General features: G+C 61.7%; 16 protein-coding genes and 1 pseudogene. 10 read left to right on the forward strand and 7 right to left on the reverse strand.

What is annotated here, in order from left to right; all coding sequences use genetic code 11:
- From WB528_RS01065 to WB528_RS01080, 4 genes and pseudogenes are all read left to right on the forward strand, one after another.
- Positions 1-481 (forward strand): annotated as a pseudogene (locus tag WB528_RS01065) (glucose-6-phosphate dehydrogenase); the annotation flags it as partial.
- A gap of 5 nt (positions 482-486) precedes the next feature.
- The gene (pgl, locus tag WB528_RS01070; RefSeq protein ID WP_423886583.1) at positions 487-1233 is read left to right on the forward strand and encodes a 6-phosphogluconolactonase; all 747 of its coding nucleotides are present in this window, start codon (positions 487-489) and stop codon (positions 1231-1233) included.
- Between the two features lie 31 nt (positions 1234-1264).
- Positions 1265-1756 carry a gluconokinase gene (locus tag WB528_RS01075; protein ID WP_423886597.1) on the forward strand — a complete coding sequence of 164 codons (492 nt, stop codon included), beginning with the start codon at positions 1265-1267 and terminating at the stop codon, positions 1754-1756.
- Positions 1757-1760: 4 nt separating this feature from the next.
- Positions 1761-2567, forward strand: coding sequence for a Cof-type HAD-IIB family hydrolase (locus WB528_RS01080; RefSeq protein WP_423886584.1), 807 nt, complete (start codon positions 1761-1763; stop codon positions 2565-2567).
- Between the two features lie 133 nt (positions 2568-2700).
- Here the strand turns inward: WB528_RS01080 and WB528_RS01085 are convergent, their stop codons facing one another.
- Positions 2701-4500, reverse strand: coding sequence for a glycoside hydrolase family 15 protein (locus tag WB528_RS01085; RefSeq protein WP_423886585.1), 1800 nt, complete (start codon positions 4498-4500; stop codon positions 2701-2703).
- Between the two features lie 27 nt (positions 4501-4527).
- The gene (gene malQ / locus WB528_RS01090; RefSeq protein WP_423886586.1) at positions 4528-6480 is read right to left on the reverse strand and encodes a 4-alpha-glucanotransferase; all 1953 of its coding nucleotides are present in this window, start codon (positions 6478-6480) and stop codon (positions 4528-4530) included.
- A gap of 316 nt (positions 6481-6796) precedes the next feature.
- Here malQ and treS point away from each other — a divergent pair, with 316 nt between their 5' ends.
- From treS to WB528_RS01120, 6 genes are all read left to right on the forward strand, one after another.
- Positions 6797-10099, forward strand: coding sequence for a maltose alpha-D-glucosyltransferase (treS, locus tag WB528_RS01095; RefSeq protein ID WP_423886587.1), 3303 nt, complete (start codon positions 6797-6799; stop codon positions 10097-10099).
- Positions 10096-12243, forward strand: a complete 2148-nt coding sequence (glgB, locus tag WB528_RS01100; protein ID WP_423886588.1) for a 1,4-alpha-glucan branching protein GlgB — start codon at positions 10096-10098, stop codon at positions 12241-12243. Before treS ends, glgB begins: the two co-directional genes overlap by 4 nt.
- Positions 12244-12249: 6 nt before the next feature.
- Positions 12250-14325 carry a glycogen debranching protein GlgX gene (gene glgX / locus WB528_RS01105; RefSeq protein ID WP_423886589.1) on the forward strand — a complete coding sequence of 692 codons (2076 nt, stop codon included), beginning with the start codon at positions 12250-12252 and terminating at the stop codon, positions 14323-14325.
- Positions 14322-16088, forward strand: coding sequence for a malto-oligosyltrehalose trehalohydrolase (gene treZ, locus WB528_RS01110; RefSeq protein ID WP_423886590.1), 1767 nt, complete (start codon positions 14322-14324; stop codon positions 16086-16088). Before glgX ends, treZ begins: the two co-directional genes overlap by 4 nt.
- On the forward strand, positions 16088-18889 hold the full coding sequence (treY, locus tag WB528_RS01115; RefSeq protein WP_423886591.1) for a malto-oligosyltrehalose synthase: 2802 nt from the start codon (positions 16088-16090) through the stop codon (positions 18887-18889). Before treZ ends, treY begins: the two co-directional genes overlap by 1 nt.
- Positions 18890-19008: 119 nt before the next feature.
- The gene (locus tag WB528_RS01120; protein ID WP_291565910.1) at positions 19009-19173 is read left to right on the forward strand and encodes a DUF3309 family protein; all 165 of its coding nucleotides are present in this window, start codon (positions 19009-19011) and stop codon (positions 19171-19173) included.
- 9 nt (positions 19174-19182) lie between these two features.
- On the opposite strand, the gene ligD is transcribed toward WB528_RS01120, so the two are convergent.
- The 5 genes from ligD to WB528_RS01145 all read right to left on the reverse strand — a co-directional run bounded on the left by ligD (position 19183) and on the right by WB528_RS01145 (position 23572).
- Complete coding sequence (gene ligD, locus WB528_RS01125) at positions 19183-21792, reverse strand: DNA ligase D (protein WP_423886592.1); 2610 nt, start codon at positions 21790-21792, stop codon at positions 19183-19185.
- 104 nt (positions 21793-21896) lie between these two features.
- Positions 21897-22130, reverse strand: coding sequence for a DUF6496 domain-containing protein (locus WB528_RS01130; RefSeq protein ID WP_423886593.1), 234 nt, complete (start codon positions 22128-22130; stop codon positions 21897-21899).
- 84 nt (positions 22131-22214) lie between these two features.
- Positions 22215-22394 carry a hypothetical protein gene (locus WB528_RS01135; protein ID WP_423886594.1) on the reverse strand — a complete coding sequence of 60 codons (180 nt, stop codon included), beginning with the start codon at positions 22392-22394 and terminating at the stop codon, positions 22215-22217.
- A 39-nt stretch (positions 22395-22433) separates the two neighbouring features.
- Positions 22434-22805, reverse strand: coding sequence for a hypothetical protein (locus tag WB528_RS01140; RefSeq protein WP_423886595.1), 372 nt, complete (start codon positions 22803-22805; stop codon positions 22434-22436).
- Entirely contained in the window at positions 22802-23572 is a 771-nt protein-coding gene (locus WB528_RS01145; RefSeq protein WP_423886596.1) for a hypothetical protein, read from the reverse strand. The genes WB528_RS01140 and WB528_RS01145 overlap by 4 nt, the downstream gene beginning before the upstream one ends.
- Between the last annotated feature and the right edge of the window lie 183 nt (positions 23573-23755).

The raw sequence follows: 23755 nt of genomic DNA on the forward strand, positions 1-23755 counted from the left end.
GCCCTTTTACCTGCGCACCGGCAAGGCGGTCGGCGTCAAGCGCACCGAAGTCGCGATCAAGTTCAAGCAGGCGCCGTTTGCGATGTTCCGCGAGACACAGGTGGAGCGGCTGTCGCAGAACTACCTCGTCATCGCCATCGAGCCGACCGAAGGCATCACCCTGCAATTCAATACCAAGGTGCCTGGCCCGACGATCAACATCGACGGCGTCGAAATGAAGTTTCGCTACAAGGACTACTTCCAGGCCGAGCCGACCACCGGATATGAAACGCTGATCTATGACTGCATGATCGGCGACAACATCCTGTTTCAGCGCGCCGACAGCGTGGAAGCCGGCTGGCAGGCGGTTCAGCCGTTTCTCGACGCCTGGAAGAAGGCAGGCGCGAAGGGGCTGGAATTCTACAAAGCCGGCAGCGAGGGTCCGGAAGCCGCTGATGGGTTGCTCAAGCGCGACGGCCGCAACTGGCGCAAGCTGGGTTAAGTCGCATGCCATCCCCTGCCCCTGTCAGCTGGATCGTCGTCGCCGATCCAGCCGCGCTGGCGCTCGCCGCCGCCCAACGTTTGCTCGCCAGGATCGATGCCAATGCAGGGCGCGCAGCGATTGGCCTGGCCGGCGGCTCCAGCCCAAAGCAGCTCTATCAATTGCTGGCGAGCGACGCTTACTCAAAACGGATTCCCTGGGATCGCGTGCACTGGTTCATCGGCGATGAACGCTTTGTCCCGGCCGGCGATGCCCGGAACAATATGCTAATGGCGCGGGAGATTTTCCTCGGCCGCTTCGCCCCCAGGGATCACATTCACCCCATCCCCACCGATGTCGCCGATCCGGACGAATCTGCCAACCGTTATGAGCGCGAGCTCAAATCGTTCTACGGCGCTGACGATTTCGATCCGGCGCGGCCGCTGTTCGACCTCGTGCTGGTGGGGGTCGGCCCCGACGGCCACACGGCCTCGCTGTTTCCCAATTATCCCGCGATCGCCGAGACCAATCGCTGGGTCGTCGGCGTGCCCAAGGCCCACGTCGAGCCCTTTGTGCCGCGGGTCACCCTGACTTTGCCCGCGCTCGCCTCCTGTCACGAAATGCTGTTTGAGATCGCGGGCGAAGAGAAACACGCGATCTTGACGCGGCTTCTCGCAGGCGAGAACCTGCCGGCCAATCGGGCGCGATCGATCGGTAAAACCGTGTTTCTTGTCGACCGCGCCGCGGCAGGCGGAGACCTTCGTGGCGGATAGACCCGGCAAATCACCCTGCGCGTTGATCGTGATGGGCGTATCGGGTTCGGGCAAAAGCACCATCGCCGCCGAATTGGCCAAACGACTATCCTGGACATTCGAGGACGGTGATCGCTTTCATCCCAAAAGTAACGTTGCCAAGATGAGCGCGGGCCATCCGCTGACGGATGAGGACCGCTGGCCGTGGCTGCAAGCGATTGCCGACGAGATCGACAGGGTCTGCGAGGCCGGCGGCCACGTCGTGGTCGCCTGCTCGGCGCTGAAACGCGCCTACCGCGAGATATTGGTCCACGGCCGAGACGATGTCCGCATCGTCTTTCTTGACGGCAGTCAAGCCTTGATCGCCGACCGGCTCGCCCGACGCAAGGGACACTTCATGCCGCCGGGTTTGCTCGACAGCCAGTTCAAGACCCTGGAGCCGCCGCAAGCGGATGAATGTCCGATCAATGTCTCGATCGATGCCCCTGTCGAGACCATCGTCAACAATATTGCCGCCCAAGTTGCTACCGAAGTCAGGATCTGACGCCATGAACCGCATTGCGCTCGTTGTCTCCGATGTCGACGGCACGCTCCTGACCAAGGAAAAGCTGCTGACCGAGCGCGCGATAGGCGCCGTCCGAAAACTTCACGAGGCCGGCATCGGCTTTACGATTACCTCGAGCCGGCCGACCCTCGGCATGCGGTTTCTGATCGAACCGTTGGGTATCACCGTTCCCATTGGCGCCTTCAACGGCAGTTGCATTGTCGATCCGGCGCTAAAGCCGGTCGAACAGCATTTGATCCCGGAAGCCGCAACACGGCGCGCCCTCGACATACTCGGCAAGTTCGGCGCCGAAATCTGGCTGTTCACCAGCGACCTCTGGCTCGCCCGGGATCCGAACGGCCAATATGTCTCGTACGAAAAACTCGCGATCCGGGCCGATCCAACCATCGTTTTAGATTTCACGTCCTATCTTTCGTCAGCCCGCAAGATCGTTGGCGCCAGCGCAGACGCGGCCGGCCTGCAACGCTGCGAAGCCGAAATGCAGGAGGCGCTCGGCACGCGGGCGACCGCCGTGCGCTCGCAAAGCTATTATCTCGACATCACGCCGCCCGGCGTCAATAAAGGCACCTTCGTTCAAACGATCGCGCGTCGTCTTGGTATCTCGGCCGATCTGGTCGCCACCATCGGCGACATGCAGAACGATCTCGCGATGTTTCACGTCAGCGGAACGTCGTTTGCCATGGGCAACGCCACCGATGACGTAAAGCGGCAGGCGACGCACGTCACGGCCTCGAACGAAGACGAGGGTTTTGCCAAGGCGATGGAGACGATTCTCGCTTCGGCGCAATAGGAACAGCTGTCGTCTTTGCGAATGCAAGGGATCCATAGCTACCGGATTTCATTTTTGAACGGGCTGTAGCCACAGCCCGCCGAAACAACCCCGGCCTGTGGTTACGGGTCCCGGCTCAAGGCCGGGGCGACAACTACTTCGAGCGCTGCATCGCCGGCTTGTCGTTAGCGTGCTTGGCTTCGCTCAGATTGTGCGCGGTGTTGATCAGCGCGATATGGGTCAGAGCTTGCGGAAAATTCCCGGTCTGGCGGCGCGGACCCGGATCGAATTCTTCCGCCAGCAATCCGAGATCATTGGCGACGCTGACCACACGATCGAACAGCGTTTTCGCCTTGTCGATCTCGCCTGCAAGGACGTAAACATCCGCGAGCCACAGCGAACACGCCAGAAATGCACCCTCGATCGGCTGGATCTCCGAGGTGATTTCGCGGGGATCGTGCCGCAGCACGAATCCGCCGCGCATCATGTCGCGTTCGATCGCGGCGATGGTGCCACGAATCCGTGGATCGGAGCCCGGCAGGAAGCCTACCGCAGGCAGCAAAAGGACGCTGGCATCGAGCCATTTCGCGCCATAGGATTCGACGAAGCTGTTCAGCGCGGGATCAAAACCCTTTTCACAGACGTCACGATGGATGGTATCGCGCAGGGCCTTCCAGCGATCGAGCGGCGCCTTGAAACCGAACATCTCGGCGCTCTTGATGCCGCGGTCGAACGCAACCCACGTCATGACTTTCGAAAAGACGTAATGCCGACCGTTGTCGCGCCGCTCCCAGATGCCCTGGTCCGGCTGATCCCATACCTCGGCGAGGTGATCGAGCACGGTGCATTCGAGGTCCCAGGTCTCCTCGTCGAGCTTCAGCTTGGTCACGCGCGACTGGTGGAAGGCGTCCATCAATTCGCCGTAGACGTCGAGCTGTAACTGGGCGTGGGCGGCGTTTCCGATCCGGACCGGCCGTGCACCTTCGTAACCGGGCAGCCATCCCGCTTCCCATTCGAGCAGGCGTCGGCGGCCCCTGATGCCGTACATGATCTGCATGTTGCCGGGCGCGCCTGCCGCCGCGCGCAATAGCCAGCCGTGCCAGGCAGAGGCTTCTTCGGTATAGCCCGAGTTCATGAGCGCCAGCAGCGTAAAGGTCGCGTCGCGCAGCCAACAATACCGGTAATCCCAGTTGCGGCTGCCGCCGAGCTTTTCCGGCAGCGACGTGGTGGGCGCGGCGACGATGCCGCCGGTCGGGGCAAAGGTCAGCGCCTTCAGCGTAATCAGCGAGCGCATCACGAGATCGCGGCTATCATCCTCGTAGCTACACTGGCTGCACCAATCGAGCCAAAAATCCTCGGTTTCCTGCAACGCTTTTGCAGGATCGATCGGATCGGGCAATTCGACATGCGACTCGCCATAGGTGAGAACGAAGGGAACTGTCTCGCCCTCGGTCACCTCAAAGTCGGACACCGTCGTCATATTTTCGCCGCGCAGCTTCACCGGCGTGCGAAGTACCGTCATGTCCGGCCCGCAGATCGCGAGCATCGCGCCATTTTCGGTGCGCTTGACCCAGGGAATGTCCGCACCCATCCCGAAGCGGATCACAAGCTCCATCCGCATCTTGACGCTGCCTTTGATGCCGCGCACCAGGCGAACGATATCGGAAGCCTTGCCCCGGGGCGGCATGAAGTCGATGATGGCGACAGCCCCGTCCGCGGTCTCGAACTGGGTCTCGAGGATCAGCGTATTGTCCCAGTAACGGCGGGAAATTTGTCCGGCATCGTCGCAAGGGGCGATCAGCCAGCGGCCGTTTTTCGACGTACCGAGAAGCGCGGCAAAACACGCATCCGAATCGAACGCCGGCCAGCATAACCAGTCGATCGACCCGTCACGGCCCACAAGCGCCGCGGTTTCGCAATCTCCGATCAGGCCGTAATCTTCTATTCTGGACACTGCTTTTACCGGTTGAACATAGAGGGCTCACGCACTGGGGCGAGTTCTCTCCCGCGTTGCGTCTTTCAATGCTCCAATGTCGATTTCGTGCCCGATGTCGTTGAGCGCCACCGGCAGCCGTTGACGCCAGTTCGGGTGCTCGTTCACCGTGCCCGGAATATTCGGCTGATCGATCACGCCGAGGAGATCCTCGAGCGAGATTGCCAGCAGCCGCGACCTTGTCTTGGAAAGGAAAGCCACAATCGCATAGAGGTCGTTGCCGTCGATGGCATGATGGCGCAGCACGTCGTCCAGCATCGCCAGCGCGTGCCAGCGGGCGTCATCGTTCTCGCCGGGATCGATGCCGATCGAGCGCTTGATCTTGAGATCGCCGAACGAGCGCCAGCCGGCATAGGTCGAGAGATCGTGGGTATTGAAGGTGACGAGCGCATTCGGCAAATAACGATCGGGGCCGCGAAAGGCGCCGCGATCGTCGCGTTCGAACATCATGACCTGATAGGACCAGATGCCCCACTCCGCCATGGTGTCGCGAAAGCCTTCCGGAACGGTGCCGAGATCCTCGCCGATCACGATGCAGGCATGCGCCACGCTTTCCTGCGCGGTTGCCGCCAGCAGCGCCTCGAACGGCATCTGCACGTAGGCGCCGTCATCGGCGGCAAAGCCGTGCGGCACCAGATAGAGCCGCTTCAGGCCGAGCACGTGGTCGAGCCTGATGGCGCCGGCATAGCGCATCGAGGCCTGCAACATCTCGCGGTAGGGCGCGAACGATTGCAGTTCGAGACCGGCCGCGTTGAAGCCGGCAAGGCCCCAATTCTGACCGGCGAGGTTGAGCGGATCAGGCGGCGCGCCGACCGATAGATGACGCGAGATCGCGACCTGCTCGTTCCAGGCATCGAAGCCGCCGGACTGCACGCCGACCGCCACATCGAGATAGAGCCCGACTTTCATGCCAAGCCGGCGCGCCAGGTCCCGGCAGGCGCGTAATTGCCGATCGGCGGTCCACTGCACGAATTCGACGAACTCGATCTCGACGGCGTCCTCACCCCTGCGCAATTCGGCGCATTTGGCGTCATCGGGCGCACGCCAATCGGCGGGCCATTCCCACCACGGCTGGATAAACTTGTGCCGCAACACCTCGAAGCAGGCAAAGCGCGATAATAGAGGCGCACGTTCCGCGCGGAAGGCGTCGAAATCCTTTTTTCGCCCTACAGCCGGCTGCGTTTTGAATTTCTCAAAGGCGGCCCGCAATGCGCGCCACTTCAACTCGGCGACGCCCTTGTAGTCGACGATATGGCCTTCCCTTAAGCGCGCGGCGGTTTTGCTGGCCTTGGCGCCTGCTTCGAATTCGGGGATTTGCTCGACGTCGATATACAGCGCGTTGAGAAACAGCCGGCTGTTGGGCGAATAAGGGCTGCAATCGGCCGGCTTGTCGTCAAACAAAACGTGCAGCGGATTGAGGCCAACGCCATCCGCACCCAACTTGGCCGCAAACCCGAGCAAGCTGGCCAGATCGGAAAAATCCCCGATGCCCCAATTGCGTGCCGAGCAGATACCGTAAAGCTGCACCGCCAATAGCCAGCCGCGGTCGAAATCGCCGCTGTAAGCCCGGGGGGGCGAGACGATCAACGGGATTTCCTCGCTGAAAGCAGCCGCATCCGTCAGCTGAAGCCGGTAGATCCCCTCCCGCCAATCGGCAGGCCAGGCGATCGTGCGATCGACCGCTTCGCCCTGCGCGATGGTCTCCCGACCGGCGACGATCTTCCAGGCGACGGGTAGCGCCGCGGCGGGGCTTAGTTCGCTGCGCGAGGTCTGACCGGTGCGGATGACGACCGGGCCATCCAGAAGCCGGCTTGGAGTTCGCTCCGGCAGGGCGTCGAGGATGATCTTGAGCGCCGTCGCATCTGTCACATGGCGGTGACCCTGGCCGTCCACAAACTCGGTCTGGAGGCCCAATTCCTTGGCCCGGCTATAAACGTCCATTCGGCACGCCATTTGCAGAAAGCAGAGAGCTGGTGGGAAAGAAGGTCTGTGAGGAGGTCGCCGTAAATTCTACTGATTTGGGAATAGGATAGAAGTGGCTAACGCTCTCGCCTACCATGCCGTTCCCGGGGAACCAATGGAAGGGGAGCGGCTTTGTATATATGTCCCGAGCATCTCCTTTCGCGCCAACGAAATGGGACCATTCCATGTTGCCACCACCATCGTGAATAAAATTACCGGAACCGCGGAGGCCTCCAAACGCCATCCGGGGCCCGAACCGCACCATCCTCCCGTCTCTGCTCGCCCGCCGGTCCCGATGAATTTGATGTCAGCTATCGACGCCCAGGAAAGCCCGGCTGCCGCGCTCGACAGCGACGCGCTGTGGTACAAGGATGCCATCATCTATCAGCTTCACGTCAAGGCATTTGCCGACAGCAACAATGACGGCATCGGCGATTTCGCAGGACTGACTGAAAAGCTGGACTATCTGCAAGACCTCGGGGTGACGACGCTCTGGCTGTTGCCGTTCTATCCCTCGCCCGGGCGCGACGACGGCTACGACATCGCCGACTACGGTGCCGTCAATCCCGATTTCGGCACCATGAAGGATTTTCGCCGCTTCATCGTCGAAGCCAAGCGGCGCGGTCTGCGGGTCATCATCGAACTCGTCGTCAATCACACTTCCGACCAGCATCACTGGTTCAAGCGCGCCCGCCGCAGCGATCCGAAGTCGAGCGCGCGCAACTGGTATGTGTGGAGCGACACCGACCAGAAATATCAGGGCACGCGTATCATCTTTACCGATACGGAGAAATCGAACTGGACCTGGGACCCGGAAGCCGGCCAGTTTTACTGGCACCGTTTCTTCTCGCACCAGCCCGACTTGAACTTCGACAATCCCCGCGTCGTAAATGCCCTGGTCCAGGTGATGAAGCGATGGCTCGACACCGGGGTTGACGGTTTCCGGCTCGACGCCATCCCTTATTTGTGCGAGCGCGACGGCACCAACAACGAAAACCTGCCCGAGACGCACGCCGTCGTCCGGCAGCTGCGCGCGGAGTTGGATAAGTACGCCAAGGGCAAGGTGCTGCTCGCGGAAGCCAATCAGTGGCCGGAAGACGTTCAGCACTATTTCGGCAACAGCGATGAATGCCACATGGCCTATCATTTCCCGCTGATGCCGCGCATCTACATGGCGATTGCCCAGGAAGACCGTTTTCCCATCACTGACATCCTGCGCCAGACGCCGGATATTCCGCCCGACTGTCAATGGGCGCTGTTCCTGCGCAACCATGACGAGCTGACGCTGGAAATGGTCACCGACGTCGAGCGCGATTATCTGTGGTCGACCTATGCCAACGATCCACGCGCGCGGATCAACGTCGGCATTCGCCGGCGGCTGGCTCCGCTGATGGACAACGACCGCCGCAAGATCGAACTGATGAACTCGCTGCTGCTGTCATTTCCCGGCACGCCCATCATCTATTACGGCGACGAAATCGGAATGGGCGACAACATCTATCTCGGCGACCGCAATGGCGTGCGCACGCCGATGCAGTGGACCCCGGATCGCAACGGCGGCTTCTCCCGTACCGACCCGGCCCGGCTCTACGCGCCCATCATTATGGACTCGGTCTATGGCTACGAGGCGGTCAATGTCGAGGCGCAGTCACGCAGCCTGTCGTCGCTGCTCAGCGCCACCAAGAAGCTGATCGGGGTGCGAAAATCGACGCTTGCATTCGGGCGCGGCAGCATGACCTTCATCCGGCCGGCCAATCGCGCCGTGCTGGCCTATGTGCGGCAGCTAGGCGATGAAGTCATTCTTTGCGTCGCCAACCTGTCGCGCTCGGCGCAGGCAACCGAACTCGACCTCTCCGCATTCAAGGAACGCGTGCCGCTGGAAATGCTCGGGCGCACGCATTTTCCGGCGATCGGCGAACTGCCCTACATGATTACGCTTGCGCCTTATGGCTTCTACTGGTTCCAGCTGCAGGAGCGCGACAAATCGGAGCCGGCCGAGCCTTCGATCGTCCCGGAATTCGAAACCCTGGTGGTGCCGGTCGGCGCCACCTGGGTTTCGCTCGCTCGCACCCGCAGCCTGTTCGAATGCGATGTGCTGCCGGGGCATCTCGCCCGCTCCCGCTGGTATCCGCTCCATACTGCCGCAGATATCCATCCCACCCTGACCTCGGCGGTCCCGTTTTGCGATATCGGCGACAACCGGCCGTGGCTTACGTTCTTCGAAGCCACCGAAGACGAGGCCAAGACACGTTACGTGCTGCCGATGCAGATCGAATGGGTGCGTTTCGACCGCGAGCGCTATAACCCCAACGCGCTGGCCGCGGTGCGCCAGGGCGCCCGCGAAGGAACGCTGCTCGACGTCGCCACCGATCCGATTTTCGTCGGACTTCTGCTGCGCAATCTCGGCCAGGCGCTGACAACCGAGGAAAACGGCCTGAAGCTGGAATTCAGGCCGACGAGCAAATTCTCAGCCAAAGCGGTCAGGCAGCCCGAACGCATCGGCTTGCTAGAGGGTGCCCCCCTCAGCAGCACCCTGCAGGTCGATTCCGACTACATCGTGAAGCTGTTCCGGAAGCTCGAAAGCGGCATGAACCCGGAAATCGAGATCGGCCAATTCCTGACCGAAGTCGCAGGCTTCCCCAACACGCCGACGATGCTCGGCAGTGCGGAACTGATCGAAGGCGATCAGCGAAACGCAATCGCAATTGTTCATGCCCAGATCGGCAACCAGGGCGATGCCTGGACGGTCACGGCGGCCTATCTCGATCGCGTGCTTGAGGAGCAGCGCCTGCTTGCATCCGGCGGGCCGAGGCGGGAAAGCGAGGAGCAGACGGTTTATTTGCGTCACCTCTCGCAGGTCGGCAGGCGCGCCGCCGAGTTGCACCTGGCTTTGGCCAGCGCAAGCGGAATGCCCGACTTCACGCCCGAGCCGATCCAGCCGGCCGACGTCGCTCGCTGGACCACCGCCGTCGTCCAGAGCACCGCCCGCGTCTTCCATACGTTAAGGCAGCGCCGCAATTCGTTCGGCGAAGCCGACCGAACGATGATCGACGAATTCCTGGCGCAGCAGGACACCTTGCACAGCCGCTTGCACGGATTGATGTCGACGGGCGTGAACGGTTTTAATTCGCGGCTGCACGGCGATTTCCATCTGGGACGGGTGCTGATCGTCAAGGACGACGTGTTCATCACCGGCTTCGAGGGCGATCTGCGCCGGCCGATCGAGGAGCGGCGGCGCAAGGCGCCGGTGGCGCGTGACGTCGCCAACATGATCTGGTCGATCGAGGCCTCGAGCCTCGCGGCGCGCGAGCGCGCCCTTCACCTCGCGCCGGATGAGCATGGCCGGCTCGGCAACGCACTGGCCGAGTGGGTCGACCGCGCTACGACGGCCTTCCTGACCGCATACCGCGAACTCACGACCGATTCCTCGATCTGGCCCGATGATCCCCTTGCCGCGCGGCACATGGTGGATTTCTTCGTGCTCGAAAAGGCTTTCGACGTGATCGAAACCGAATTGATACAACGGTCGGAAGCCGTGCCGGCGACGCTCGCCCGGGTCTTGCGCATATTGTCCCAGCCTGCCCGCGAGGCCGCATGACCAAGCTCTCCGCCGAAGCCTATGCGATCCTTGAAGGGCGGCACTCCGACCCCTTCCAGTATCTCGGCCCCCATACCGAAGGCGGCAGAACGGTCGTGCGCGCCTTTCTCCCTGAAGCGGACAAGGTGGACGCAATCGCCCCGCACGGTGAGGCGGCGGCGCTGACGCGCGTTCACGATGACGGCCTGTTTGCCGGATTTCTCCCCAACGGCTCGACCGCGTATCAGCTGCGCGCCCGCTTCGGCGAGAGGATAGTCGATCTCGACGATCCCTATCGCTTTCCTCCCGTGCTGACCGACTACGACCTCTATCTGCTCGGCGAAGGCACCCACCGGCGGCTGTACCAGAAGCTCGGCGCCCATCCGATGGTGCTGGAGGGCGTTCCGGGCGTCGCGTTCGTTGTACTCGCGCCCAATGCGCAGCGGGTCAGCGTCGTCGGCGACTTCAATTTCTGGAATCCAAAACGTCATCCGATGCGCGTGCGCGGCCTCGGCTATTGGGAACTGTTCATTCCCCATGCCTTGGCCGGAGATCGTTACAAGTTCGATATCTTCAGCCGGCAGGGCGAGCGCCTGCCGCTGAAGTCTGATCCGCTCGCCTTTGCCGCCGAAATCCGGCCGAGCACAGCCTCGGTCGTGTTCGACGAGGAAAGACTGCCGCGTCCGCGGCCTGCCCCCGACGATATCAATTCGTTGAATGCGCCGGTATCGATTTACGAGGTGCATCTCGGATCGTGGCGGCGCAAGGGCGATAACGAGTGGCTGACGTATCGCGAATTGGCCGAGCAGTTGCCGGCCTATGCCCACGACATGGGCTTCACCCACATCGAGTTTCTCCCGGTCAGTGAGCATCCGTTCGATGGCTCGTGGGGCTATCAGCCGACCGGCCTGTTCGCGCCGACCAGCCGCTTCGGCAGCCCCGCCGATTTCGCCGCGCTGGTGGACGCCTGCCATCGCGAGGGGCTCGGGGTGTGGCTTGACTGGGTGCCCGGCCATTTCCCCGACGATCCGCACGGGCTGGGCCGCTTCGATGGCACCGCCCTCTACGAACATGCCAACCCTTTGCAGGGCCGCCACCTCGATTGGGGAACGCTGATCTACAACTACGGACGCACGGAGACCGTCAATTTCCTGGTCTCCAACGCGCTGTTCTGGCTGGAGCGTTACGCCATCGACGGCCTGCGCGTCGATGCGGTCGCCTCGATGCTGTATCTCGACTACAGCCGGCCCGCCGGCGAATGGGTGCCCAATCGATTCGGCGGTCGTGAAAATCTGGACGCCATCGCGTTCCTGCGCCGTTTCAATACCGAAGTATTCGGTCAGTTTCCGCACGCCACGACCGCGGCGGAAGAATCGACCGCATGGCCGCAGGTATCGCGTCCGATAGATTATGGCGGCCTCGGCTTCGGCTATAAATGGAACATGGGCTGGATGCACGACACGCTGCAATATGTCAGCAAGGATCCGATCCACCGCCAATACCATCACGGCGACATCCTGTTCGGCCTGCATTATGCATTTTCGGAAAACTTCATCCTGCCGCTGTCGCATGACGAGGTCGTTCACGGCAAACGCTCCATCCTCGGACGAATGCCCGGCGACGACTGGCAGCGCTTTGCGAATCTGCGGGCCTACTACGGCTTCATGTTCGGCCATCCCGGCAAGAAGCTGCTGTTCATGGGTTGCGAATTTGCGCAATCGAACGAATGGAATCACGACCATTCTCTGGACTGGCATTTGCTTCAGCACAGTCCCCACGCCGGCGTTCAGTCGCTGGTGCGCGATCTGAACTGGCTCTACCGCGACACGCCGGCGCTCCATGAGCTCGATTGCGATCCTTCCGGATTCGAATGGCTGGTGACCGACGATGCCACCGGCAACGTCTTCGCCTGGCTTCGCAAAGGCCGGGATGAGCATGCATGCTGCCTGGTCGTTACGAATTTTTCCCCGAACGTCTATTATAATTACATTATTCACGTGCCGCTCGCAGGCACATGGCGCGAGGTTCTCAATACGGATTCATCGCATTATGGCGGCAGCAATGTCGGGACCATCGGTGAGGTCCTCACGCTCGAGGGCACGGGGCCGGAACTCAGACTGACCATTCCGCCGTTGGCAACCATTTTCCTCGTACCGGAAAGCTAATACCGCATGCGATTGTCGGCCGGATCGCCATCTCGCCTCGGTGCAAGCTGGGACGGACGCGGGACCAATTTCGCGCTGTTCTCCGCCAATGCGCAGAAGGTCGAGCTTTGCCTGTTCGACGGCCAGGGCCGGCGCGAGATTGAACGCATCGAACTGCCGGAGCGTACCGAAGACGTCTGGCATGGCTACCTGAACGATGTCTCTCCCGGCCAACTCTACGGCTATCGCGTTCACGGCCCCTACGCGCCGGAACACGGCCACCGTTTCAACCCCAACAAGCTTTTGCTGGATCCCTATGCGCGACGGCTCGCCGGGCGGCTGGTGTGGAGCGATGCGCATTTCGGCTACCGCACGGGCAGCGCGCGCGAAGATCTTTCCTTCGACCGCCGCGACAATGCGCGCGGCATGCCGAAGGCCGTCGTGGTCGATGAAGCGTTCAACTGGGGACGGCGCGAACTGAGGCCGAGCGTTCCCTGGGAAGACACCATTATCTACGAGGCCCACGTCAAGGGCCTGACGCAAAAGCGCGACGACGTGCCGCCCAATTTGCGCGGCACCTATGGCGGTCTCGCCTCACCCGCGATGATCGAGCATTTCAAGCGACTCGGCATCACATCAATCGAATTGCTGCCGATCCATAGTCTGGTCGACGACCGCATGCTGGTCGAAAAGAAGCTCTCGAACTACTGGGGCTACAACACGCTGGGGTTCTTTGCGCCGGAGTCGCGTTACGCGCAGGACAATGCGCTCGATTCCTTTCGCACCGCGGTCGCACGATTGCACGATGCCGGCATCGAGGTAATGCTCGACGTCGTGTATAATCACACCGCGGAAGGCAATCATATGGGCCCGACGCTGTCGTTCCGCGGCATCGACAACGCTTCCTATTACTGGCTCAGACCGGACAACCCGCGCTACTACGACGACTTCACCGGCTGCGGAAATTCGGTCAACCTCACCCATCCGCGCGTGTTGCAGATGGTGATGGATTCGCTGCGCTACTGGGTCGAGGTCTGCCACGTCGACGGCTTTCGGTTCGATCTTGCGACCACGCTCGGCCGCGGTCCGAACGGCTTTGACCGCAATTCGGCTTTTCTCACCGCCGTGCGGCAAGACCCGGTGCTCGCCCCGGTCAAGCTGGTCGCTGAGCCCTGGGACCTCGGCATGGGCGGCTATCAGGTTGGCGGCTTTCCTTCGCAATGGTCGGAATGGAACGACCGTTATCGCAGCGCGCTGCGTCGCTACTGGAGCGGCGAAGGCAGCCTGATCGGCGAAATCTCCAGCCGCATGACCGGTTCTTCCGACCTCTTCAATCATGACGGCCGGGTGCAGCGCGCCAGCATCAACCACATCACCGTGCATGACGGTTTCACGCTCAACGATCTCTTCAGCTACAACGCCAAGCATAATGAGGCGAATGGCGAGGACAATCGCGACGGCGCCAACGACAACCATAGCAATAATTGCGGACGCGAAGGCCCGACCGACGATCCCGCCATCAATGCATTGCGTACCCAGCTGCGAAAAAACCAGCTCGCCTGTCTCTTACTGGCGCAGGGCGTGCCGCTGATATTGGCGGGCGATGAGGTCGGCAACACCCAGAACGGCAACAACAACGCCTATTGCCAGGACAACGAGACCGGCTGGATCGGCTGGGAAGGCATTGGCCGCGAAGGGAGCGACCTCATCGACTTTGTCAGTCATGCGACTGAAATCCGCCGGCGCTTTCCGCAAATCCGCGCCCATCGCTGGCTCGACGGCCGGCGTGCCGACGGCAGCTACGGAGTGCTGTGGCTGACGCCAAGCGCTGACGACATGAAAGAGCAGGACTGGAATTTTCCGGAGGGCCGCTTCCTCGCATACGTGCTGGGGCCAAATGAAGAGGGCCAGCAGCCGGTCTTCATCGTGCTCAATGCCGCGCCCGAGGCGATCCAGTTCAACCTGCCGAAAATGCCCGAATACAAAAGCTGGCGGCAACTATTGAACACCGCCGACGTTAAGCAGACGGCCGCGGACTTCCCGCCGGGAAGCGAGACCACCGCGCCGCCCCGCTCGGTACTGGTCTTTTCAGGCTCGGCATGAATGAACGGCATTTCGGCGCAAAGCTGACCTCCGAAGGAGCCACGTTCCGGTTGTGGGCGCCGGCGGCAAAACACGTCGAGCTGATGCTGGATCACCAACCTCACCCGCTTGCCCCCGGCAAACACGGCTGGTTCGAGATCGATGTGCCTGGCCTAAAAGCCGGTGCGCGCTACAAGTTTCGCATCGATAACGAGATTGATGTGCCGGACCCGGCATCGGCCTTTCAGCCCGAAGACGTGTTCGGCCCGAGCGAAGTGATCGACCACGCAAGTTACGCCTGGCGCGCGGGCGACTGGCGCGGACGACCCTGGCACGAAACCGTCCTCTCGGAATCCCATGTCGGCGCCTTCACGCGAGAAGGCACCTATCGCGCCATGACCGACAGGCTCGATCATCTCGTCGAGACCGGCATCACCGCGCTCGAATTGCTGCCGCTCGCGGATTTCGCAGGTGGCCGCAACTGGGGATATGACGGCGTGTTGTGGTACGCCCCGGACAGCGCCTATGGCCGGCCCGAGGAGCTGAAGCGGCTCATCGACGAAGCGCATTTGCGCGGGTTGATGGTGTTTCTCGACGTCGTCTATAATCACTTCGGCCCCGAGGGGAATTATCTCGGCCGCTACGCACCCTCCTTCTTCACCGAAGCCCAAACGCCTTGGGGCAGCGCGATCGATTATCGCGTGCCGCAAGTGCGGGCCTTCGCGGTCGAAAACGCTCTTTATTGGCTTGACGAATATCGCTTCGACGGGCTGCGGCTCGATGCCGTGCACGCGATTGTCGAGCTCGGCGAAATCCCGATGCTGCATGACCTCAGCCTCGCGGCCGGTCAGCTCGCCGCTCAGACCGGCCGCCACATCCATCTCGTGCTTGAAAACGACGACAACGCTGTCAGCCTGCTCGATCCCACACAAGACCCGCCGTGCGGGAAATATCGCGCGCAATGGAACGACGACTATCATCACGCCTGGCACGTGAAGCTGACGGCTGAGAAGCAGGGTTACTACCGCGACTATCAGCGCGCCCCGGTTTCAGACATCGCGCGCAGTCTCGGTTCGGGTTTCGTCTATCAGGGTGAGGCCTCCGAGCATCGCGGCGGCAAGGCGCGCGGCGAAGCGAGTGGCGAACTTTCGCCGACCGCGTTTGTCAATTTTCTGCAAAACCACGACCAGATCGGTAACCGCGCGTTTGGCGACCGGCTTGAGAACAAGGTCAACCCCGAGGCGATCGAAGCGGCCCTTGCGATTACCTTGCTCGCGCCCCCGATTCCCATGCTGTTCATGGGCGAGGAGTGGGGATCGAAAACCCCCTTCCCGTTTTTCTGCGACTTCAAAGGCAGTCTCGCCGACGCCGTTCGCAAGGGGCGCCGCGATGAATATGCCTGGGCCTATGCGACCTACGGCGACGACGTTCCCGACCCCCTGAGTGAAGCCACCTTTGAGTCTGCCAAGCTCGATTGGGCGGCTAAAGACGGCAGCGGACGCCAACGGCTGGCTTTGGTGCGCGAGCTCTTGGCGATACGCCGGCGTCACATCATGCCGTATCTTGCGGAAGCGTGCTTTGGCAAGGCGCGCGCCGCCGATAGCGGGCTATTGACGGCGAATTGGCGCATGGGTGACGGCGCAAGGCTTACGCTCCTGGCCAACGTTTCCGACGAGCCAATCGCGGCCGCAACAGATCGACCGCGGGGCACCCTCATTTGGGGCAATGAGCCTGGCGAACTCATGAAGCCGTGGTCGGTGATCTGGCGTTTGGAAGAACGCTGATGCCATCAGGCACTCCGATAGCGACCTACCGCTTGCAGCTCACCGCAAACTTCGATTTCGATGCGGCCGCCGCCGTCGTCCCCTATCTGAAGGCGCTCGGTATCAGCCACGTCTACGCATCGCCCTTCATGAAGGCGCGCAAGGGCTCGACCCACGGCTATGACGTCGTCGATCACACCGTCCTCAATCCAGAACTCGGCGGCGACGAGGGTTTTGAGCGGCTGAGCAAGGCCCTCAAAGAACACGATCTCGGCCTGATCCTCGATTTCGTGCCCAATCATGTCGGCGTACATTTCGCCGACAATCCGTGGTGGCTCGACGTGCTGGAATGGGGCGAAGCTTCGCCGCACGCGGTCTCCTTCGATATCGACTGGGAGCTATTGCCGTATCGCGCGCGGGGCGGCGTGCTGTTGCCGATCCTCGGCTCCTCCTATGGCAAGGCGCTGGAGAACGGCGAAATCGAGCTGCGCTACGACGCCAGGGAAGGCAGCTTCTCGGCGTGGTACTTCGAGCACCGCTTGCCGATCGCGCCGGATCGCTATGGCGAACTCCTGCAAACGATCGTCAAGGAGGCAGGCACCGAAGACGATGCCGCCGGGAAGCACATTCTCGACCTCGCCTCGCGCTACCATGGCCTGCGCCATCCCAACCGCAAGGAGGCGCCTGCCTTCAAGGCTGCGTTGAAGGGCATCGAAGGGAGCAAAGAGATCATTGACCGAGGGATTGCCGCCTACCGCGCCGGGCCGGATCGCGCTGCACAGACGCTGGCGCTGCATCACCTGCTGGAGCGTCAGCACTACAAGCTCGGACACTGGCGGTTGGCCTCCAGCGACATCAACTATCGCCGCTTCTTCGACGTCAATTCGCTTGCGGGCCTACGGGTCGAAGATGCCGGGACCTTCAACGTCGCCCATCGCCTGGTCAGGAAGCTGATCGTAGAAGGAAAATTGCAAGGCCTCCGGCTCGACCATATCGATGGCTTGAGCGATCCCGCGCAATATTTTCAGCGCCTGAGCCGCCTGATCCGGCAGGCCGGCGGAAAAGCCGCCAAGTCGTTCTATATCGTGGTCGAGAAAATTCTTGGCGAGCACGAGACGCTGCGCCCATTCGCCGGCGTTCAGGGCACGACCGGCTACGAAACGCTCAACGCCATCACGCGCGTTCTGGTCAACGGAAGCGGCCTCGACGCGCTCGACGAGACCTGGCGGCAGATCAGCAACATGCCGCCGGTTCTCACCCCTGTGCTCAAGGCCGCAAAGCAGCGCGTGCTGGAAACGCTGCTGACCAGCGAATTCACCGTGCTGGCGCGCCTGCTCGGACGTATCGCGGCGGGCCATTATTCGACACGAGATTTCTCGGCCGACAGTCTGCGCCAGGCGCTCGAGCTTTATGTGCTGAATTTTCCGATCTACCGGACCTATCTGACCGCAGCCGGCATCGCGCCCGGCGATCGCGCCCTGATATCGGACACGGTCGAGGCGGCGCGCCGCGAATGGTATGCGGCCGACGAAGGTATCTTTGATTACCTGCGCGACGCACTGACGATGGACCTCGCAAAACCCGGCCCCGCGCTGCACAGCGCGCCGAGGGTGCGGCGGTTTGCCTTGAAGGTGCAGCAATTTACCGGTCCCCTGATGGCGAAATCGCTGGAGGACACGGCGTTCTATCGCACCTCCCGTCTGCTCGCGCTGAACGAGGTCGGTGGCGAACCTTTCGCTTCGGCATTGTCGCCCGACGCCTTTCACCGGATGATGAAAGCCCGCTCCGGGGATTGGCCGCACGCGATGACCACCACCGCCACGCACGACACCAAGCGGGCCGAGGACGCGCGCGCGCGTTTGACGGCACTCAGCGAGATCGCGGGCGAATGGACCGCCGCTGTCGCCCGCTGGAAGATGCTCAACGCACCGCACATCATCACCGAAGGCAACCTGCGCGCGCCTTCGGCGACCTTCGAATATATGCTGTACCAGACCCTGCTTGGGGTATGGCCGCTTCAACCACCCGACCGCTCGCTGACCGAGCGCCTGCAAGCCTATGCGGTGAAGGCGGCGCGCGAGGGCAAGCAGGAGACCAGCTGGCTCAATCCCCATGAGGGCTATGAAGCAGCTCTCTGCACTTTCATTGCACGGATATTAGACCGATCGGTCTCCGCGGAATTCCTGGACTCACTCGAAAGTTTCGCTCGCCAGGTCGGGTTGCTGGGCGCGCTGAATTCGCTGAGCCAGATCACGCTGAAAGCGATGCTGCCCGGCGTACCTGATTTCTATCAGGGAACGGAGTTCTGGGATTTGTCGCTGGTCGATCCCGACAATCGTCGTCCGGTCGATTTCGTCGAACGCGCCGATATTCTCAAACGGGTCGAGCGGCCCGATTGGGACACGCTCGCCCGCGATTGGCCGAACGGCCACATCAAGCTCGCCTGGACGCGACACCTCCTCAAGCTTCGCAACGAACTCCCTGACGTTTTCACTGCCGGCGATTACGAGCCACTCAACGTCAGCGGCGCGCATCGCGACCACGTCATCGCATTTGTGCGCCGCCGCGGCCGCCGTGCCGTGGTTACAGCGGTGGCACGATGGCACGCACCTCTCTCCGAGCAGGGCCGTGCATGGCCGCGCGGAGACGCTTTCGAGGGGGAGCTTCACATCGATGGTTATTCGCTTCAAGGCGGCGGCAAGTCGGGTGCATTCAGGGTGCCGTTGGCCAATTTGTTCAAGCACCTGCCGGTGGCGGCGCTGAAAGCCGAATATCTTGGCGCGGCAAAACCTGCCTCCAAAAGAAGCAGGCAATTCGCTTAATGCGCATGTTGTTTTCCTCATAAACCGCGCGTGCGATGCGATAAGCGGGAACTTTCACGGTTCCCGTTTGTTGGCTGGCACGAACATGCAAGCACCACGATCGGCTGGAGGAAAATTAGATGTCTATTGGAACAATCATTCTGATTATTTTGGTGATCGCCCTGCTCGGTGGCTTTAGCGGCATCGGCGGTGGGCCCTTCTATGGCACCGGCTATTACGGCGGCGGCGGTCTCGGGCTCATCATCGTCATCTTGCTGATATTACTTCTGCTCGGTCGCCTCTAAAGCCGGCCGTTATGTCGATAGTTTACCGTCCAATTTCTTTATCGCGCTTTTGATCGACGAAACCGCATCGTCGTAGCCGTCCCACGCGTTGCTCTTCGCGAGCAAAGCCGGGACGCTGCGAACGGTGTAGCGTTTCGGGTCGAGATCGCCGCGCACCTGCGCCCAGGTGAGCGGCATCGAGACCGTAGCGCCGTCGCGCGCCCGCGGCGAAAGTACCGCAACCGCCGTCGCCATCCGGTCGTTGCGTAGATAGTCGAGAAAGATTTTTCCCTTGCGCAGCTTCTTGGACATGTTGAGCAGATACTGCCCGGAATTATCGTTCGCCATCCATTGGCAGACGCCTTGCGCAAACGTTTTCGCTTCGTTCCAGGTCACTTTGTCCCTGGCGCCATAGCCAAGCGGCGCCACGACGTGCAGCCCCTTGCCACCGGTGGTCTTACAGAAGCTTTCAAGGCCTAGTGCCTGAAGACGCCGGCGCATCTCCTTTGCCGCTTCGATGACTTCCTCAAAATCAACATTTGGCGCCGGGTCGAGATCGAACACCAGCCGGCCGGGAACGTCGACCGCGTCCGGCGCACAATTCCATGGATGCAGTTCGAGTCCCCCGGCTTGCGCCACCGCCACCAGGCCCTCGATGCGGTCGATCTGCAAATAGGGTTTGCGATCGCCGGAGACCTTGACGAGCTCCAATAGCTTCGAGGTGCTCGGCATTGCATGGCGCTGGAAAAATTGTTCGCCGTTGATTCCATCCGGCGCGCGTACGACGGAGCACGGCCGTCCTTTCACATGCGGCATCATCCAGTCGCCAATCGCCTCGAAATAATGCGCAAGATCGAGCTTGGTGACGCCCTCGCCGTCACCGGCGTCCGGCCACAGCTTCTTGTCGGGCTTCGAAATCACAACACCCATGACCTCGGCGGATTTACTGGAAGCTTTTGGCGCGGACTTGATGACATCAACCATGGCCGGTTTCTCCGCAACGACCTCTCCGGCCGGCTTGTCCTGGCGCAGGCCCTTGAACGCCGCCTGCCGGATGTTGCCGCCTTCGGTAAATCCCGCAAATTCAATTTCGGCGACAAGCTCCGGCTTCAGCCAGTGGATACCGCTGGCCTTGCGCGGCGCGTCCTTGCCGCCGAACGGGCTTTTGTCAGACTCGGCCTTCTTGAGGACCGGCATGATGCGCCGAACCGTGGCTTGCCCGAAGCCAGTCCCGACAATGCCGACAAACGCGAGGTGACCATCGCGATAGACACCGGCCATCAGCGAACGGAATTTTCCTTCCGTGGTCTTCCACCCGCCGAGCACGACTTCCTGCCCGGCGCGGCACTTGGTCTTGGTCCAGCTTTGGGAGCGCCCGGATCGATAAAGCGAGCTGAGCTTCTTGGAGACGATGCCTTCGAGCGACAATTTCTTCGCGGATTCGAGAACCTCCTCGCCACGCGCCTCGAAGTGCTCGACATAGCGGATCGAGGCCGCCCTTTTCTTCTGCTGCGCGTCGAGCAGTTGCTTCAGCCGCGCCTTTCGCTGCTCCAGCGGCAGGCGGCGAAGATCTTCGCCCTCGGCAAATAGCAGATCGAAGGCGTAGAAGATCAGATTGTCCGTCCTGCCGTCCGAAATCGCGGCCTGCAGCGCCGAGAAATCCGGGTTACCCTCGTGATCGAGCGCAACGATCTCGCCGTCGATCATCGCGTCCGGCAATGTTGCGCCGGCTTTCGCAATCGCCTTGAACTTGTCGGTCCAGTCCAGACCCTTGCGCGTTCGCAAGGTGGCCTTGCCGTCCTCGACCCGCAACTGGACCCGATAGCCGTCGAATTTGATCTCATGGCCCCAGCCGGCCCCGCTTGGCGGCTGCTCAACCAGCGTACACAATTCAAAAGCGACGAACTCGGGCATTTCGTCGACCTTTGTCGCCTTCGCTGGTCCAGCCGCCTTCCTGGTGTGCGCACGGGCTTCCGCCGCCTCGCCGCGGTTCGAATGCCAAACCGCATCGGCCTTGCCGCGACCGGCTACCTTCGTCATGAACGGCTTCGGCGCCCTTCCCTTACCCTTGGCAATTTGATCCATGCTGCGGCCCGAGGCGACCGACCGGTCCTCTTCAAGAATATCGTTCGCCTCGCCCTCGCGCGCATATTCGTCGCGGTGTTTGATCAGGAGCCAGTTGGTGCGCTTGCCGCCGTTGCGGTCGTGCCGCATCCGCACCAGCACCCAGCTTCCCTGCAACTTGTCGCCGTGCAGGGTGAATTTCAGATCGCCCTTCTTGAATCCCCTCTCGGGATCATCCGATTCCCAGGTACCGCGATCCCAGAGTTGCACCGTGCCGCCGCCATATTGCCCTTCCGGAATCGTGCCTTCGAAGTCGCCGTAATCGAGCGGATGGTCCTCGACCTCGACCGCCAGGCGTTTGTCATGCGGATCGAGCGAGGGACCGCGCGTGACCGCCCATGATTTGAAAACGCCGTCGAACTCGAGCCTGAAATCGTAATGCAGGCGCGTCGCGTCGTGCTTCTGGATCACGAAGCGCCGCTGTCTGGACGGCGCCACCGGCACCTCGCCGCTCGGCTCGGCCGTCTTTTCGAAATCCCGTTTCTTCCGGTAGGTGGAAAGGTTTTTCAGGGACAAGGGTCGATCTCGAAAAATAAGGATGAGACGTAACGCATGAATGGGGAGGGCATTGTAATGCCCTCTCCTGTGAAATGGAAAGACGAGTAAACCTGCGGCAATGCTTACTTGCGGGTACTGCGTTTGGCTTTCCCGGCCGCCCGTTTACGAGCGGTCTTCTTCGGGACCCTGGCGCCGGCCGCCCGCGCCTCGGAAAGACCGATCGCGATCGCCTGTTTGCGGCTCTTGACCTTCCGCCCGGAGCGACCGCTCTTCAACGTCCCGGCCTTGCGCTTCTTCATCGCGCGCTCGACGGTGCTTGATGCCTTCTTCGAATATTTTCGCGTTTTCCGTGCCATCATTCTTCTCCTTCTGGCGCGGAACTAATCAGTGCGGACGAAGATGGTTCCCGCGCGGAAAACGAGCGGCTTGATCAGTCCTTCTCAGTCCCTGGCTTCCCCGTGCAGTTCTGCCTTGGTGCCATCGGTGTTCTCAAAATGAATGTCGACCTTGTTGGCAGCGAAGGTGAGCGTCCAGAACTGTACCTCGCTATGACTCAATATCCGGCGCTCGAGCGTAAAGCTACGCTCGTTCACCCAACGCCCTTCGCCGACCAGCAGCATGGTGGCGAAAGATTTGCCACCACGCTGCTGTCGTTCAGGTTAGGGCAGCACGTTGGTGAAGCCTCCGCCGACGCCCACACCGAGGTTATTGGAGAAGGCGCCGCTCAAGGCCGCGCCACCACCCGGACCAGCCACTGCACCGGACTGACCGACTGACTGGCCGATGGAACTGCCAATGCCCGCACTGAGGCTTCCTGCAGGCGTCGCAACGGCAACACCGCTCCCCACCGAGGTATTGATACCATTGGCCGCCGAGGCTGCCGCCGCGTTGCCCAACGCCGCAGCGCCGGTGAGCGTGGTCACATTACCAAGATTGGCACCGCCACCAATGGCGAGCGTGGAGCCGGCATCAGCCGGCACAATGCTTCCCACCAGAGCCATGAACCCAACACTCATCAATAACTTCTTCATTGTGACTCCTCCTTTTCGGTTTCCGCCACGGCTGGTGCCGGGGCGGGTGGTGCTGCCGCGTGAGTGACTTCACCAGTCGGCACCGACTTCTTCTTCGGCGCCGAATGGTGAACGGTGTGAGCCCAGACGCGGCAGCGCTGCCGGGTCACATCGTAGTCGTTGCAAAGACGGGTCTTGCCTGTCGGCCCTGCCACCAGCCAAATGTCGCTGACGGTGTGGGGTTGCTCCTCGGTGGCCTCCGCGTAGCGGCTCAACACCGGCGCGGGAGCCGCGTAGCCGGCCGGCGCGGGCAGCGGCAGGTAGACGCGGCAAACCTCCGGCATGGCGCGGTAGATCTCGGGGTTGAGACAAAGCCGCGCCACCGCAGCCTTCTTCAGGCCCATGCTCCACAGCGTCCGCGCATCGAGCCGCGCCGCACAGCCGGGATCAGGGATCGTACTGCCGAAGCTTAATCCGGTCCCGAGAAACGCGCCGCCGCCGGAAATCGACCCGAGGCACGTTTCTAGCCCAGCCGCCGCCAAGCCAGGCGCGAAAACGCTCGGCACGTTCTTGACCGTCTGATTGGCCGGCACGGTGCTGTTGCTGGTGATCGACGCCGAAGGGTTGCCGCCGACGCCGATCCCGGTGCCGCCTTGCCCCGAGATCGCCTGCGACGTCGATGTTGATGTGCCAACGCCGACGCCCGTCCCGGTCGCCGTCGATGATTGAGCCCATGCAGGCTCGCTCGCCGCCATCGCAACGATGGCAGCCGACAAAAGCCGCTTCATGAAGATTCTCCACCGCGCTGGCAGGATGAAATTCCGACCGTCCGCCGACGGACACGCGAGGAGAAAAAGCTAGTTCTGCTTGCTCACGAGACGCAGCGCGTCGGTGAACTCTCCGATTGATTTCAATTTATCTTAAATTTTTGCTATTTTCATCCTCAGGTTTGTTTCGTGGTTAACAAGCGC

Origin of the sequence: Bradyrhizobium sp. (genome assembly GCF_049586575.1) — a bacterium.
In the GTDB taxonomy this organism is placed as follows: Bacteria; Pseudomonadota; Alphaproteobacteria; order Rhizobiales; family Xanthobacteraceae; genus Bradyrhizobium.